Source organism: Parvibaculum sp. MBR-TMA-1.3b-4.2 (assembly GCF_053628815.1).
Map to the genome: position 1 here is coordinate 368,679 of NZ_JBRJHC010000001.1, position 14,583 is coordinate 383,261.

General features: G+C 60.7%; 13 protein-coding genes. 6 read left to right on the forward strand and 7 right to left on the reverse strand.

Annotated elements, in window-relative coordinates; all coding sequences use genetic code 11:
• Nucleotides 1-38: 38 nt before the first annotated feature.
• A complete protein-coding gene (locus ACSSVQ_RS02050) occupies nucleotides 39-1,241 on the forward strand; it encodes an acetyl-CoA acetyltransferase (RefSeq protein ID WP_293327669.1) in 1,203 nt (400 codons plus the stop codon).
• Between the two features lie 63 nt (nucleotides 1,242-1,304).
• On the opposite strand, the gene ACSSVQ_RS02055 is transcribed toward ACSSVQ_RS02050, so the two are convergent.
• From ACSSVQ_RS02055 to ACSSVQ_RS02070, 4 genes are all read right to left on the reverse strand, one after another.
• Complete coding sequence (locus ACSSVQ_RS02055; RefSeq protein ID WP_454180634.1) at nucleotides 1,305-1,649, reverse strand: hypothetical protein; 345 nt, start codon at nucleotides 1,647-1,649, stop codon at nucleotides 1,305-1,307.
• Nucleotides 1,650-1,876: 227 nt separating this feature from the next.
• Nucleotides 1,877-2,263, reverse strand: coding sequence for a DUF6285 domain-containing protein (locus tag ACSSVQ_RS02060; RefSeq protein WP_454180635.1), 387 nt, complete (start codon nucleotides 2,261-2,263; stop codon nucleotides 1,877-1,879).
• A gap of 10 nt (nucleotides 2,264-2,273) precedes the next feature.
• Nucleotides 2,274-3,281, reverse strand: coding sequence for a phosphotransferase family protein (locus tag ACSSVQ_RS02065; protein WP_454180636.1), 1,008 nt, complete (start codon nucleotides 3,279-3,281; stop codon nucleotides 2,274-2,276).
• 1 nt (nucleotide 3,282) lies between these two features.
• Nucleotides 3,283-4,314: a DUF7064 domain-containing protein gene (locus tag ACSSVQ_RS02070; RefSeq protein WP_454180637.1), complete on the reverse strand. Its 1,032-nt coding sequence runs from the start codon at nucleotides 4,312-4,314 to the stop codon at nucleotides 3,283-3,285.
• Nucleotides 4,315-4,470: 156 nt separating this feature from the next.
• On the opposite strand from ACSSVQ_RS02070, the gene ACSSVQ_RS02075 reads away from it, so the two are divergent.
• The 3 genes from ACSSVQ_RS02075 (at nucleotide 4,471) to ACSSVQ_RS02085 (ending at nucleotide 6,864) form a co-directional block, all read left to right on the forward strand.
• Nucleotides 4,471-5,208 (forward strand): DUF502 domain-containing protein, encoded by a 738-nt coding sequence (locus ACSSVQ_RS02075; protein ID WP_454180638.1) that lies wholly within the window; start codon nucleotides 4,471-4,473, stop codon nucleotides 5,206-5,208.
• Nucleotides 5,209-5,396: 188 nt separating this feature from the next.
• Nucleotides 5,397-6,671, forward strand: a complete 1,275-nt coding sequence (locus ACSSVQ_RS02080; protein WP_454180639.1) for a cytochrome P450 — start codon at nucleotides 5,397-5,399, stop codon at nucleotides 6,669-6,671.
• A gap of 13 nt (nucleotides 6,672-6,684) precedes the next feature.
• Nucleotides 6,685-6,864 (forward strand): rubredoxin, encoded by a 180-nt coding sequence (locus ACSSVQ_RS02085; protein WP_293327695.1) that lies wholly within the window; start codon nucleotides 6,685-6,687, stop codon nucleotides 6,862-6,864.
• Here the strand turns inward: ACSSVQ_RS02085 and recG are convergent.
• Nucleotides 6,861-8,945, reverse strand: coding sequence for an ATP-dependent DNA helicase RecG (gene recG, locus ACSSVQ_RS02090; RefSeq protein ID WP_454180640.1), 2,085 nt, complete (start codon nucleotides 8,943-8,945; stop codon nucleotides 6,861-6,863). The two genes, ACSSVQ_RS02085 and recG, sit on opposite strands and share 4 nt — an antisense overlap.
• Nucleotides 8,942-9,823, reverse strand: coding sequence for an alpha/beta fold hydrolase (locus ACSSVQ_RS02095; protein WP_454180641.1), 882 nt, complete (start codon nucleotides 9,821-9,823; stop codon nucleotides 8,942-8,944). Before ACSSVQ_RS02095 ends, recG begins: the two co-directional genes overlap by 4 nt.
• 108 nt (nucleotides 9,824-9,931) lie before the next feature.
• Between ACSSVQ_RS02095 and ACSSVQ_RS02100 the strand changes: the two genes are divergently transcribed.
• Nucleotides 9,932-10,228, forward strand: coding sequence for an FAD assembly factor SdhE (locus ACSSVQ_RS02100; RefSeq protein WP_293327703.1), 297 nt, complete (start codon nucleotides 9,932-9,934; stop codon nucleotides 10,226-10,228).
• Between the two features lie 16 nt (nucleotides 10,229-10,244).
• Nucleotides 10,245-13,766 (forward strand): transcription-repair coupling factor, encoded by a 3,522-nt coding sequence (gene mfd / locus ACSSVQ_RS02105; RefSeq protein WP_454184632.1) that lies wholly within the window; start codon nucleotides 10,245-10,247, stop codon nucleotides 13,764-13,766.
• A gap of 4 nt (nucleotides 13,767-13,770) precedes the next feature.
• Here the strand turns inward: mfd and ACSSVQ_RS02110 are convergent, their stop codons facing one another.
• Nucleotides 13,771-14,427 carry a DsbA family oxidoreductase gene (locus ACSSVQ_RS02110; RefSeq protein WP_454180642.1) on the reverse strand — a complete coding sequence of 219 codons (657 nt, stop codon included), beginning with the start codon at nucleotides 14,425-14,427 and terminating at the stop codon, nucleotides 13,771-13,773.
• Nucleotides 14,428-14,583: the final 156 nt, after the last annotated feature.

Genomic DNA, 14,583 nt, shown 5'->3' on the forward strand with positions numbered 1-14,583 from the left:
AATAATCCAAACACGAAATTCCCGAACGGGAGGAAAACATGGCTACAGGTATCAAGGACAAGGTTGCGATCGTCGGCATGGGCTGCTCGAAATTCGGCGAGCGCTGGGACAGCGGTCCCGAAGAGCTGATGGTCGAGGCCTATCTCGAAGCAATGCAGGACGCCGGGATCGAGCCGACACAGATCGATGCAGCCTGGTTCTCGACGCATATCGACGATATCGGCACTGGCAAGGGCGGCACGCCGCTTTCGCTGGCGCTGCGCCTGCCGAATATTGCGGTGACGCGCGTGGAAAACTTCTGCGCGTCCGGTTCCGAAGCTCTGCGCGGCGCGGTCTATGCGGTCGCCTCGGGCGCCTGCGACATCGCGCTGGCGGTCGGTGTCGAGAAGCTGAAGGACACTGGCTATGGCGGCCTGCCGGTCGGCAATATGGGCACGCTCAACCCGCAATGGTCGCCGAGCGGTTCCGCTCCCGGCAATTTCGCGCAGCTCGCTTCGGCCTATCGCGCCAAGCATGGCGTTGCCAAAGAAGACCTGAAGCGTGCCATCGCCCATGTGTCGGTAAAGAGCCACGCCAATGGCGCCAAGAACCCGAAGGCTCATCTGCGCAATGAAGTCAGCGAAGAGCAGGTGATGAACGCGCCGATGATCGCCGAGCCGCTCGGGCTCTTCGATTGCTGTGGTGTGTCGGACGGCGCGGCGGCGGCCATCGTCACCACGCCCGAGATCGCCAAGGCGATGGGCCGGAAGGATATCGTGACGGTGAAGGCGATGCAGCTCTCCGTCTCGAACGGTCTTGAATCCCAGCACAATAGCTGGGACGGCAGCTACTTCCATACCGCGCGCATCGCCGCCAAGAAGGCCTACAAGGAAGGCGGCATCGACAATCCGCGCGAACAGGTCAGCATGATGGAAGTGCATGACTGCTTCTCCATCACCGAACTCGTGACCATGGAAGACCTGTTCATTTCGCCGGAAGGCGGCGCCGTGAAGGATGTGATGGACGGCTTTTACGACAGCGACGGCAAGGTGCCGTGCCAGATCGATGGCGGCTTGAAGTGCTTCGGCCACCCGATCGGCGCCTCCGGGCTGCGCATGGCCTATGAGATGTATCTGCAGCTTCAGGGCCGAGCAGGGGAACGCCAGCTTCCCAATCCGAAGATCGGCCTTACGCACAATCTCGGCGGTGCACCGTCGCAGAATGTGTGCTCGGTGACGATCATCGGTGCCGAAGGGGCATAAACCGCCCTGACATCAAAGTTGAAAAGGCCGGTCTCGACCGGCCTTTTTTCTTGTCCCTAGGACTCAGACCTTGGCCTTCTCGGCGGCGATGACGCAGAAGATCTGGTCGGCCTCGGATCCATTGGTCATTACAGGGAAGACACCACGATAGGCGGTGATGAACTCGCGGTCGGGAATGGGAAGTGGTGTCTGCGAAAAGATCGGTTCGCGGCAGTTGAGCGCGTGGAAGAATTCCTGTCGCCGGATCTTCATGGCTTCCGGGTCGATTTTTTCTCCCAGCAGCCGGTTCGTGTAGTCGACACCGAACAATTCAGTGCAGCCCGTCCCTGCAAGCCGGTAACGGAACTGCCAATCGGGCGCCTTGCCACACCTTTCCAGAATCAGCAGCCAGGGAATGGCTGCAATCATCTCCGACGGCTTGAGGGCAGGGAGCTACCGACATGCCGCTTGGCGTTCCAGTAACGGGCGAAAACCGCGACCGGATGCCGGTCGGGCAGCTGCTCCTGCGAGACTTCAACATATTTTCCGCACGAAGCTTGGTACACCGTTACTCACCACTTCGGATTGAAACGGTGAGTTTCCCTTCAAGTCGTGAAAAAACGGTTGTTTCTGCTCGGTAAATTGAGTGGAAGTACTTATTTCCCACCGCTTTCTTCTTCAAGCGCTCTCCGGTAGCCGGAGTACTTCGGCTGATCGATAGCGAGCTTTGCGAGCGTCGTGGTCCAGAGGTGGTCCTTCAGCCCTTCCGTGTCGAGCGTCAGCTCTCCGGCATAGATGCGGGTGCAAAGCTCCCTGTTCAAATCGTCCAGAGAACCGTCCGCGCCCAGCAATGCTTTCAAGCGCTCATGCTCCTCGGTATTCGCCTCCGGCGCGATCTCCAATTCGCGCTTCACGATGTCCAGCGCATTGGCCGCCACGCGGGCATGGAAGGCCGCATGGCCTTTGAGCTGGGGCATGGCATGGGTGCGGATGAAGTCGGCTACCGCTCCGACGAGTTCGGCCGATGTGGGTTGGTCCTGCATGGCGTTCTCCTCAGATTCGTGGCGCCAGAAGGCGCAGCAGGTCAATCTCTGTTTCGGACGAGCGGCGGCCAATCGTGGCGCGTTCCACGGACGGGTCCAAGCCGCTCTTGAAGGCCGCCACCATGCCGGTGCACATGATGCCCCATTTAAGCGTGCCCAGGACCTCCCAGAACTTAACCCGTTCCGGGTCCACCGGTTGGCCGCTCACGGCCTCGTAGCCGGCGAACATGTCCTCGCGCACTCCGAAGCCTCCCACGGGCTGGTCGATATTGCCGAACCGCCAGGAATTTACGCAGATCCAGCCCAGATCCTCCATCGGGTCTCCGACATGGGCGAGTTCCCAGTCGAGCACGCCGCGAACCCCGTCCGCTCCAATCATCAGATTGCCATTCCGGAAGTCCCCATGGACGAGCGTCAGCCCGGTATCCCCGGCGGGCAGATTGTCTTCGAGCCAGCGGAAGGCCAGCTCGAAAACAGGATGGGGATGGCCATGCTCACGCAGGGCGGCGTGGTACTGCCTGATTTCCTCCTTGGCGTCCGCCGTGCGCAGGGCAGGTAGCCGCTCTTTATCGATGCGATGCAGCCGCGCGAGGATTTCGCCGCATTGGCGGGCAAGTTTGGGTCGCGCCTCGGCATATTCCTCGTCCCGAAGAATCTTGCGGGCGATGGTCTCGCCGGTCAGCCGGTTCATGATGAAGCCTTGTCCCACGCCATCTTCCGGCGTGAGGACATGACGCACTTTCGGGACGGGGATACCTGCTTCTTCCGCCAGTTCGATCAGCACGGCTTCCGTTTCGAGTGCTACGGCCGTCGTCTTTTCAGCCCGCGTTCCGCCCGGTGCACGGCGCAGGATCAGGGGAACAGGCGTACCCTTTGAGGTCGTGGCGTCGAAGGCCCAGGTCTCCTGGCTCGCGCCGCCCGAGAGGCGCTGGAGACCGTCAATGCCCGTGGCGTCTTCGATATGGTGTCGGACCGCTGTGGAAAGGGAAGCGGCAAACTCGTTATCCGTTCCGCTCATCTCAAGCCACGCTCACAGGTTTGTCGTCAACGATCTGGTCGAGATATTCCGACATGCCCAAGCCGGTCATCCCGTTGCATCGGTACTCGGTCATGCCTTCGGTGATGCGGGTATTGAGATCGGTTCCATCGGGTGCTTTGCGCCTGTTGCGCAGCGGGATGAGGGAAATCACGTCGCCCTCGACATCGTATTTTGCGCCGGACTCCGTTTCGACATGGGCCTTCAGCGAAGTCTGATACCAGTTGTCGTCCCATTCGCTATCGATGCTGCATTTCCGGATGAGGTCGTATTTTCCGTCCTTGAGCACCATTCCGCCCTGGCGTTGTTGACCTTCCTCATTGGTTACGATGGAGATCATCATCGCGAAGTCGGGGCCGAAATTCATCGGCAACCAGCGATACCAGTGAATGGCCTGCCAATGGCGCGGGCCCCAACTCTTATCGCGAAGCCCAAAGCCGGAAATCTCGAAGCTCTCGTCGCCCAGCGTGAATTTTCCCTCGGCCGCCATATGCTGCTCGTAGTGAGCCTTGGCGAAGGATTTCTCCGGGTCGAGGTCGAGGGGCGATCCGTCTTCCTTCACCACCTCGCCACCGAACATGGGCGAGACGCCCTTGAAGTCGAGGGAAACGGTGCAGGGCACGGTGGGGTTTTCGGTGAAGGCCTTTTTGGGATCGGCCATCTCGTCGGGCCGGTCCAGCAGAAGCGCCTTGCCGGTGTAGTTCAGCTTCAGATGCTTGAACGGCTCAACCACATCGATGCGCAGCCCACCGGCGTTCATCTCGTCATTCGAAGTGATTTCGGGTTTCTTGTACATGAAGGCAACCCGTCCGCCCGGCAGATAGAGACATATTGTCATCTCGGCGTAGCGTTCATTCGGGCGGTTGCCGAGCCTGAACCAGCCGCCGATCCGGTGCTCCGGATCGAACACATTGAAATACATACTTTCGTTGTAATTTGAGGCGGAATCCGGCGTGTGCGGATATTCATCCTCCGGGGCGAGGCGGGTCTTCGTGCCCTTTATCGCGTTGCTCATCGGGTCCTCCCAGGGGCCTTGCGGCGCCGTTGTTTGAATTTTGCTGGGCCTATCTTGGAACGCATAATTCTGACAGGAAAGGGCTGCTTGGTTACAATCGAGGAACCCCAGCGAGACGCGGCGTCAAGAGCCGCAAATGAAAGTGCGGCCACCGAAATGACTGCGAAACACACTGACAAGGACACCTCGAATCCGGAAGAATCCGAGCACGGTCCGGGCGAACCACTGATCCTGCCGCCCAAGAAGCACGGCATTCCCACCCGGATCAGAAACTACTTCCTGACCGGTATCGTTGTTGCCGCGCCGATTGGCCTGACGATCTACATTACGACATGGTTCATCGACCTGGTGGACAACTGGTTCACGCCGCTCATTCCGGCCCCCTACAGGCCCGACAATTTTCTTCCCGTTGAAATCCCGGGCCTCGGCCTGATTATCGCATTCGTGTTGCTCACGCTGCTGGGCGCCATTACGGCGAATTTCATCGGGCGGACGATACTGAACGCGGGCGAACGGCTCGTATCGCGAATGCCCGTGGTGCGAAGCATCTATGGCGCTCTCAAGCAGATTTTCGAGACCGTCATTTCGCAGAGCAATCAATCCTTCCGGGAGGTCGGCCTGATCGAGTATCCCCGGAAAGGCATCTATTCGATCTGCTTCATCACGACACGGACGAAACACGAGATCGCGACCCGGACAGGCCATGAGCTGGTGAGCGTTTTTGTACCGACTACGCCAAATCCGACTTCCGGGTTCCTTCTTTTCGTGCCCGTTGACGACATCACCATTCTCGATATGTCGATAGAGGAGGGCGCGAAAATGATCATTTCCGCCGGTCTGGTCGAACCGCCGCACGGTGTCGCCGAGGATTCGAATACTCCCTTGCCGGAATGATCCGTCGCGCCTGCGGACCTGACGCTGCGTAAGGGTGTCGTAGCGGCGCACATGGAAAACAAAAATTCCAGCTGCTTTACGCCACGTCATCCGCGACACCTTGGCACTTTCTTCCCTAGGTTCGGGTAAGCCAAACTTGGCGGACATAAAAGCGCATGGCAGTGCATATAAACAGTCGGGAGAACAGGATGAAAATCCCCCAGGAAATCGCCGAGACGATTATCGACCCCAAGGCCTATGGCGAGAACAAACCGGTGGACGACGCCTTCGCATATCTCCGCCGCGAAATGCCGTTGGCCGTTGCTGAGCCGGAAGGCTTCGATCCGTTCTGGGTCGTCACCAAGTATAACGACATCCGCACGGTCGAAGGTCAGAACGAGCTTTTTCACAATGGCGACCGCGCCACCACGCTCGTCACCAAGGACGGGGACCGCAAGGTCCGCGAGATGATGGGCGGCTCGCCTCATCTGGTGCGTTCGCTCGTGCAGATGGACAATCCGGATCATATCGCCTACCGCAAGCTCACCCAGTCTTGGTTCATGCCGCAGAACCTGAAGAAGCTCGAAGCGCGTATTCGCGAGATCGCCCGCAACGCCGTCGACAAGATGGCGGAGAAGGGCGGCGAATGCGATTTTGCAAGCGACATCGCGTTTCTCTATCCGCTGCATGTCATCATGGAAATTCTGGGCGTGCCCGAAGAAGACGAGCCGATGATGCTGAAGCTCACCCAGGAGCTTTTCGGCGCGGCCGATCCCGAGCTATCGCGTACGGGCGAGCAGCAGATGACCGACGAGCAGCGCGTTCTCGCGCTGCAGGAGACAGTCGGCGAGTTCATTGCCTATTTCTCGGAAATGACGAAGGATCGCCGCGCTCATCCGCGCGACGACGCAGCCTCCGTCATCGCCAACGGCCAGGTGCATGGCGGGCCTCTGGGCGAGCTGGAGGCGATGTCCTACTACATCATCGTCGCCACGGCCGGCCATGACACGACCTCGAACACGACGGCATCGGGCCTTTGGGCGCTGGCCGAGAATCCCGACCAGTTTGCCATGTTGAAGAAGGATCCGTCGCTCATTCCGAGCTATCTGGACGAGTCGATCCGCTGGGCCACGCCGGTGAAGCATTTCATGCGTACCGCCACGGCGGATGCCGAAGTGGCGGGACAGAAGATTGCCAAGGGCGACTGGATGATGCTTTCCTATCCTTCGGGCAATCGCGACGAGGATGTGTTCGACGACCCGTTCTCCTTCAAGGTCGATCGCTCGCCCAACAAGCATGTCGCGTTTGGCTATGGAGCGCATGTATGCCTTGGACAGCATCTCGGCAAGATGGAAATGCGTATCCTGTGGGAGGAATTGCTGCCGCGGCTGGAATCCCTGGAACTCAACGGCTCGGCCCAGCTCAGCCAGTCGAATTTCGTCTGCGGACCGAAGCATGTTCCCATCCGCTACAAGATGAACTGATTGGAGCGCGATCATGGCGGAAACCGAATTCAAGGTGTGGCAATGCCAGACTTGCGGCTACATCTATGACGAAGCCGAGGGCGATCCGGATGAAGGTCTGAAACCGGGCACACGCTGGGCCGATATACCCGAAGACTGGGTCTGCCCGATGTGCGGGACGCCCAAATCCGATTTCGAAATGGTCGAGCTTTAACCCGACCTCAGATAACGGATGGCTTCGTCCCGTTCGAATAGATAGAGAAGGATACGGAGCGCCTTACCGCGCTCCGTTTCCAGTTCCGGGTCCCGCTCGAGGATCATCCTTGCATCATCATAGGCGGCGGCCAGCAATTCACTCTGGCTCTCCGCATCGGCGATCCGGAACTCCGGCAACCCGCTTTGGCGCGTTCCGAGCAGTTCGCCTGCACCGCGCAGCCGTAAGTCCTCTTCGGCGATCCGGAAACCGTCTTCGGTTTCACGCATGATACGTATGCGCGCCGCCGCCGTTTCGCCCAGAGACGATGCATAGAGCAGGAGACAGGTGGATTTGTCCGCGCCGCGCCCAACACGCCCGCGCAGCTGATGAAGCTGCGCCAGACCGAAGCGTTCGGCGTGTTCGATGACCATCACTGTCGCATTGGGCACGTTGACGCCGACTTCGATGACGGTTGTCGCCACAAGAATGCGCGCCTCTCCCTTTTCGAAGCGCGTCATGACAGCGTCCTTCTCGGCGGGCTTCATGCGGCCATGGATGAGCGCCACGCTTTCTCCGAAAATACCGTGAAGATGTTTGTATCGTTCCTCGGCCGCGGCGGCGTCGACCTCGTCGCTTTCCTCCACCAACGGGCAGACCCAATAGACCTGTGCGCCCGCCTTGAGCGCGCGGCGCATGGCGGTCACCACATCGTCCAACTTCTCAAGCGGCATGGCGCGCGTGTCGACGGGTTTTCGGCCCGGCGGTTTCTCGTCGAGCTTGGAAACTTCCATGTCGCCATACGCGGTCAGCGTCAGCGTGCGCGGAATGGGGGTCGCGGTCATCACCAGCACGTCGGTTCCCTTGCCGCCCTTGCTGGAGAGTTCCAGCCGCTGATGCACCCCGAAACGATGCTGCTCATCGACCACGGCCAGCGCCAGCGCGTGGAAAGCGACATCCGCTTGGAAGAGGGAATGCGTGCCGACGAGAATGTCCAGTTCTCCCGTGGCCGCGTCCTGCAATATTTCCGCCCGCTGGCGGCCCTTGTCTCGTCCGGTGAGGAGCGCGATCCTTACCCCTGCCTCCGCGCAGAGTGGCTCCAACGCGGCATAGTGTTGCCGGGCGAGGATTTCCGTCGGCGCCATCATCGCCGCCTGATATCCGGCCTCGACCGCATTGAGCATGGCGAGAAGCGCGACGACCGTCTTGCCGCTCCCGACATCGCCCTGCAACAGGCGCAACATTCTGTGCGAGCTATGCATGTCGTCGTCTATCTCACGCAACGCGCGCGACTGCGCACTGGTGAGCGCGAAGGGAAGGGCGGTGACGACCTTTTTGCGCAGACGGCCGTCTCCCGCAATCTCGCGTCCCGGCAGCTTTTTCATCCGTAACCGCACCAACCCCAGCGCCAGTTGGTTCGACAGGAACTCGTCGAATGCGAGCCGCTCCCTCGCTGGGGCCTCCGGTTTCAGGTCGGCCAGCGATTGCGGGTGATGTGCCTGCATGATGGCGTCGTGCCATGCCGGATAGCTGTTCTTTGCAAGCCAGCCTGCATCCTGCCATTCCGTCAGCTCCGGCACGCGCTCCAATGCGCCCGAGACGGCTTTCCGGATCGATTTCTGCGGCAGCCCGGCCGTCAGGGGATAAGTCGCTTCCAGCAGCGGCAGCTTGTCTATCTCCTCCGGCGCCACGACATGATCGGGATGCGTCATTTGCGGCTCGCCCTGATAGAAATCTATGCGACCGGAAATGATGCGCTTTGCGCCTTCGGGAAATGTCCTGGCGATATAATCGGCACGTGGATTAAAAAAGACGAGTTGCATCTCGCCGGTTTCGTCATGGATATGGATGCGATAGGGCAAGCCTTTCCGCCGCGCCGGCACGTGCAAGCCGATCGTCACTTCCATCGTGGCGATTTCGCCATCTCTGGTTTCATTGATCTTCGGCCGCTCGCGCCGGTCGATCAGACCGGATGGAAGGTGCCAGAGCAGGTCGACGACATTGGGCCCCGCCAGTTTTTCGACCAGCTTTTCCATACGGGGGCCGATGCCGGGTAGAGAGCGGGCAGGCGCAAAAAGGGGGAACAGGATTTCCGGTCTCATGCCGTGTCTTCCGCATGCCGGGCGAGGAAAGCGGCGATATGTTCAAGACCGTTCACCACCACGGAGAAATGCCCCTCGTTTTCCGGAAAATGCACCTCCGCCTCGGGCATCGCTTTCGCATAGAACTCGCCTATGGAAACGGGAACTATGGTGTCGGCCCGGCCATGCCAGATGGTCGTCGGGACTGCGATCACGGACGGATCGAAGGGCCATTCCTCGCCGTAGATCCGCGCATCGGTGGAAATGCCGAGGGAGGAGCGGGAAAGCCCTTCGCGCCAGTTCGCCAGCATGGCGCTTTCAAGTCCGCCTCGCATGAGGTCGATATCGGCGCCCGCGCGCGGAATCCGGTCCCGCACCCGCTTCAGCCGCGTCATGGCGCGGTCGGAATGGATCAGGCGGCGCGCAAGCTGTGACAGGCCGAAGCGGGCGAGGCGGCTCTGGCCGACGCTCCCAAGCAGCTTAAGGCGGCCTGCCGTCATGCCCGGCGCATCGGGCGGTCCGAGGCCGCAGACCAGCGCCAGGGCGCTCACACGCTCGCCAAGGGCATGAGCGACCATGGCGCCATAGGGAGCGCCGCCGGAGAGGCCGATGACGCCGAAGCGCGGCAGCTCCATCCTGTCCGCGAACTCGGCAATATCGTCCGCCCAATCGACCAGACGTCGATGGCGGTCGGGCGAGCTGAGGCCATAGCCCGGCCGGTCGATGCCGATCAGACGGACTCCCGGGACCGGAAAAAACGTGGCTTCCAGCCGCGATCCGGGGAATCCGTGAAAATAGAGCACAGGCGCCCCTCCAGGATCGCCGCCCTCGGCATATCCCAGGTGCCGACCGTTCCTCAAACGCAGGCTCATGGCCGTTTTCGGGTTCATTTGATCCATTTTCGGCATCCGCGGAATCATGAGGCTATTCTAACCCTCTCCCTTCGCCCCCGCGAGGCTGACAGACGGGCTTGAGAGGTCTATATCCTCGCGTTGAACCGATAGGAGATGACGATGAGCGATGCCGCGCCCGAAGACCTTGAAACCCGCCGCCGGCGGCTCAAATTTCGTTCATGGCATCGTGGCATGAAGGAAATGGACCTGATCCTCGGTCATTTCGCCGATACCGAGCTGGAAAAGCTCTCGCCTGAAGAGCTGGACCTCTATGAGGAACTGATCGAGCTGCCGGACGGCGAGCTTTACAACTGGATCACAGGGCGCGACAAGACGCCCGCCGAACATGACACGCCGCTCTTCGCTCGTATTCGCTCCCTGAAGCATATGGAAGAGAAGATGTGGCGCTGATCCCGCCACATCCGCTATCCGAGAGCCGATTTTGCAGGAACTGGACAAAATTCGAACCGCCCCGGGCCGTCTGACGCTTGGCGAGGTCCCGGAGGGCTTCGACGCGCTGGTGCTGGTCGATCTGGCGCGTGCCCGCGCAGCCGGAGGCGAGGGACCGCTCCTGCACATCGCCCGGGACGATGCACGCCTGTCGGCCATGGCAGAGGCGCTGTCCTATTTCGCGCCGGATATCGATGTCGAGCAGTTTCCAGCTTGGGACTGTCTTCCCTATGACCGCGTTTCGCCCCATCCCGACATTGTGAGCCGTCGGATGGCAACGCTGTCGCGTCTCGCCTCCGGCAAGGCGGACGGGCGCCCGGTGGTGGTGCTGGCGACCGTCAATGCCGCGCTTCAGCGCGTGCCAGCGCGCGACAATGTGCAGGGAACGGCCTGGGCGGCGCATGTCGGCAACCGCATCGATATGGATGCGCTGGCGGTATACCTCGCCGACAATGGCTATATCCGCACCGGCACGGTCCGCGAGAGCGGGGAATTCGCAGTTCGCGGCGGCATTCTCGATGTCTTTCCACCGGGCTTCGAGGCGCCGGTCCGGCTGGATATGTTCGGCGACACGCTGGATGCGATCCGGACCTTCGACCCCGAGAGCCAGCGCACAACCGGGCAAGATACAGCTATAGAATTGGTGCCCGCGGGCGAGGTTCAGCTTGAGAAAGAAGTGATCCGCCGTTTCCGTGCTGCCTATGTGAAAACATTCGGGTCGGCGACCGATGGGGACCCCCTTTACGAGGCCGTCAGCGAAGGGCGCAAATATCAGGGGATGGAGCACTGGCTGCCGCTGTTCCATGAAAAGCTCGAGACGCTTTTCGATTTTATCCCCGACGCGCTGGTGACGCTCGATGCCCTGACGGATGAGGCCCGGACGTCCCGACTGGAGCTTATCCAGGATTACTACGATGCGCGCATCTCCGCCCGTCAGGTGAAGACCATCGATGTCCCCAGTTACAAGCCGTTGGCGCCGGAAGCGCTTTATCTGACCGGGGATGAGTGGAACGGCATTCTCGAAGCGCGACGCACTCGCGTCTTTTCACCCTTCAGCGTCCCCGAACATGAAGGCATAGCCGCGCTCAATCTCGGCGCCCGGCAAGGACGCAGTTTCGCCCCGGAGCGCGCGCAGGACGGCGTGAATATTTTCGAGGTACTGGGCGGGCATATTCAGGGGTTGCGGAAATCCGGCAAGCGGATCGCCATCGCCAGCTGGAGCGAAGGCTCGCGCGACAGGCTGGAGAATGTTCTCGGCGATCACGGTATCCGGAATGTTCTCCCCGCCGATAGCTGGGCCGATGTTCACAGTGTTAACAAGACGACGGTTTCGCTAATTGTTCTCGGTCTGGAAGCGGGTTTCGAGACCGACGACCTTGCCGTCATTTCCGAGCAGGACGTGCTGGGCGACCGGCTGGTGCGCCATCGCAAGAAACGGCGGGCCGAAAACTTCCTGACGGAGGCGTCCAGCCTCGCACCCGGCGATCTTGTCGTGCATGTCGATCACGGCATCGGCCGCTTCGAGCGCCTGCAGACCGTGGAAGTGATGGGCGCGCCGCATGATTGCCTGCTGCTCGTCTATCATGGCGGCGACAAGCTCTATCTTCCGGTCGAAAACATTGAGCTCTTGTCACGTTATGGCAGCGACGACACCACCACCCAGCTCGACCGGCTGGGCGGGACGGGCTGGCAGTCGCGCAAGGCGAAATTGCGCGAGCGCATTCGCGAAATGGCCGGCGAGCTCATCAAGATCGCCGCGGCGCGCGAACTCAAGAAGGCCGCGGTGATGGAACCGGCCCCCGGCGCCTATGATGAATTCTGCGCACGCTTTCCCTTTACCGAGACGGACGATCAGGAACAGGCCATCGAGGCCGTTCTGGAGGATCTCGCAAGGGGTCGTCCGATGGACCGGCTCATTTGCGGCGATGTCGGCTTCGGGAAAACGGAAGTCGCGCTGCGCACCGCTTTTGTCGCGGCCATGGCAGGCTATCAGGTTGCCGTCGTGGTGCCGACGACATTGCTCGCGCGTCAGCACTTCAAGACATTCATGGAGCGTTTCCAAGGCCTGCCGCTGAATGTCCGGCAGATGTCGCGTCTTGTTTCCCAGAAGGAGCTTTCCGAAACGAAAGAAGGGCTGGCCAATGGCGATATCGATATCGTTGTCGGCACGCATGCGCTTCTGGGCAAGCAGGTCAAGTTCCGCAATCTGGGACTGGTGATCGTAGACGAGGAACAGCATTTCGGCGTCGGTCACAAGGAACGCCTGAAGAAGCTGCGCGCGGAAGTGCATGTTCTGACGCTGACGGCGACGCCCATTCCGCGAACGCTCCAGCTTGCGCTTTCCGGCGTGCGCGAACTTTCGCTGATCGCTACCCCGCCCGTGGACCGGTTGGCCGTGCGGACCTATGTGACGCCGTTCGATCCGGTGGTGATCCGCGAGGCGCTGCTACGCGAACATTATCGCGGCGGCCAAAGCTTCTATGTTGTGCCTCGCATTTCCGACCTGGCGGAAGCGGAGGAATTTCTTCGGGAGTATGTACCGGAGGTGAAATTCATCTCCGCGCATGGCCAGATGGCACCCGGTGAAATCGAAGATCGCATGTCGGCCTTCTACGACGGCAAATACGACATTCTGCTGGCCACGACGATTGTGGAATCCGGTCTCGATATTCCGACTGCCAATACGCTGGTGGTTCATCGCGGGGATATGTTCGGCCTGGCGCAGCTTTACCAGCTGCGTGGCCGCGTCGGCAGGTCCAAGGCCCGTGCCTATGCCTATATCACCGTGCCGCCCAACCGGACCCTGACGGCAACGGCGGAGAAACGCCTGCGTGTGCTGCAATCGCTCGATTCCCTCGGGGCGGGCTTCACCCTTGCAAGTCACGATCTCGACATTCGCGGTGCCGGCAATCTGCTCGGCGACGAACAGTCCGGGCACATCAAGGAAGTCGGCTACGAGCTCTATCAGGAAATGCTGGAAGAGGCGGTGGCCTCCATGCGTGGTGGCGGAACAGAAGACGACGAGGAAGGTCAGTGGTCTCCGCAGATCAATCTCGGCACGCCCGTGCTTATTCCGGAACACTATGTACCCGACCTCAATGCGCGCATGGCGCTCTACCGACGCCTTTCCGATGTCGAAAGCCGCGCGGAGGTGGACAGCCTGGGAGCGGAACTCATCGACCGTTTCGGCCCGTTGCCCAAGGAAGTGGAATTCCTGCTCAAGATCATTGAGATCAAGGGGTTCTGCCGCAGTGCGAACGCGGAAAAGATCGACGCTGGACCGAAGGGCGTCGTGCTGACCTTCCGCGAAAACACGTTCCCCAATCCGGGTGCGCTGGTGGAACTGATCAACGACGAACGCGGCAAGGCAAAACTCCGGCCCGACCACAAGCTCGTTTTCAAGCGCGACTGGGAAACACCGGAAGAGCGCCTTCAGGGCACGTTCCGGCTCATGAAGAGCCTGGCCGAGATGGCAGGAGAGGGCGTGGCGGCCGCTTGAGGCGTCAGGCGTCCGCCTTTTCTTCCGCTTCCGCCTTCTCTTTGGCGATCAGCTTGTCGAACATGCGTATCAGCGTTTCAGGCTCCTGTGCGCCGACCATGATCCACTGAGAGTTGATGACGAAGGTGGGCACTCCCTGAATGCCCATTTCGCGCGCCAGCGCATCCTCGCGGCGGACAAGCTCCTTATCCGCATCGCGTGAGAGAAGATCGCCGACGATCGCGGTGTCCATACCCACCTCGTCGGCGGCGTCCACCAGCACGTCATGCCGTCCGACATCCTCGCCATCGACGAAATAGCGGCGGAAAAGGGTGTCGACCATCCGGCCCTGCACGCCGGCCGTTCCGGCCCAGCGGATCAGACGATGACAGTCCAGCGTATTCGGCGAGCGTTCGATCCTGTCGAAATTGAAAGTGATGCCCGCTGCTTCGCCGGCCTCACGAATGGTGTTGCCGAGATTTCGGGCTCGGTCGGGCCCGAATTTCTTTTCCATATAGGCCTTGCGGTCGACGCCTTCGGCAGGAATGGACGCATCGAGCTGGAAAGGGCGGTGAAGCAGCGTGATGCCGTCCTGTCCGCGCATCTCCAGCGCAGTGTCCAGCCGCTTCTTTCCGATATAGCACCATGGGCAGACCACATCCGATACGACATCAAGTTGCATGGCTCGTCTCCCGAAGGTTCCAAATGACGTTGAAGGAATTAGAAAGGCGCGGGCGCGGCTTCGCAAGGGTCGGCGCCCCGGCTTGACGCCCATGACGGCGGCCCTATGCTCCGCCAAACTGGAAAACGACGTTAAATCAGCATGATAGGGAGTGTT

Excerpts from the sequence above, each read along its gene's own strand:
- ACSSVQ_RS02050 (WP_293327669.1), top strand. The coding sequence starts at position 39 with ATGGCTACAGGTATCAAGGACAAGGTTGCGATCGTCGGCATGGGCTGC.
- ACSSVQ_RS02055 (WP_454180634.1), bottom strand. The coding sequence starts at position 1,649 with ATGATTGCAGCCATTCCCTGGCTGCTGATTCTGGAAAGGTGTGGCAAG.
- ACSSVQ_RS02060 (WP_454180635.1), bottom strand. The coding sequence starts at position 2,263 with ATGCAGGACCAACCCACATCGGCCGAACTCGTCGGAGCGGTAGCCGAC.
- ACSSVQ_RS02065 (WP_454180636.1), bottom strand. The coding sequence starts at position 3,281 with ATGAGCGGAACGGATAACGAGTTTGCCGCTTCCCTTTCCACAGCGGTC.
- ACSSVQ_RS02070 (WP_454180637.1), bottom strand. The coding sequence starts at position 4,314 with ATGAGCAACGCGATAAAGGGCACGAAGACCCGCCTCGCCCCGGAGGAT.
- ACSSVQ_RS02075 (WP_454180638.1), top strand. The coding sequence starts at position 4,471 with ATGACTGCGAAACACACTGACAAGGACACCTCGAATCCGGAAGAATCC.
- ACSSVQ_RS02080 (WP_454180639.1), top strand. The coding sequence starts at position 5,397 with ATGAAAATCCCCCAGGAAATCGCCGAGACGATTATCGACCCCAAGGCC.
- ACSSVQ_RS02085 (WP_293327695.1), top strand. The coding sequence starts at position 6,685 with ATGGCGGAAACCGAATTCAAGGTGTGGCAATGCCAGACTTGCGGCTAC.
- recG (WP_454180640.1), bottom strand. The coding sequence starts at position 8,945 with ATGAGACCGGAAATCCTGTTCCCCCTTTTTGCGCCTGCCCGCTCTCTA.
- ACSSVQ_RS02095 (WP_454180641.1), bottom strand. The coding sequence starts at position 9,823 with ATGGATCAAATGAACCCGAAAACGGCCATGAGCCTGCGTTTGAGGAAC.
- ACSSVQ_RS02100 (WP_293327703.1), top strand. The coding sequence starts at position 9,932 with ATGACGATGAGCGATGCCGCGCCCGAAGACCTTGAAACCCGCCGCCGG.
- ACSSVQ_RS02110 (WP_454180642.1), bottom strand. The coding sequence starts at position 14,427 with ATGCAACTTGATGTCGTATCGGATGTGGTCTGCCCATGGTGCTATATC.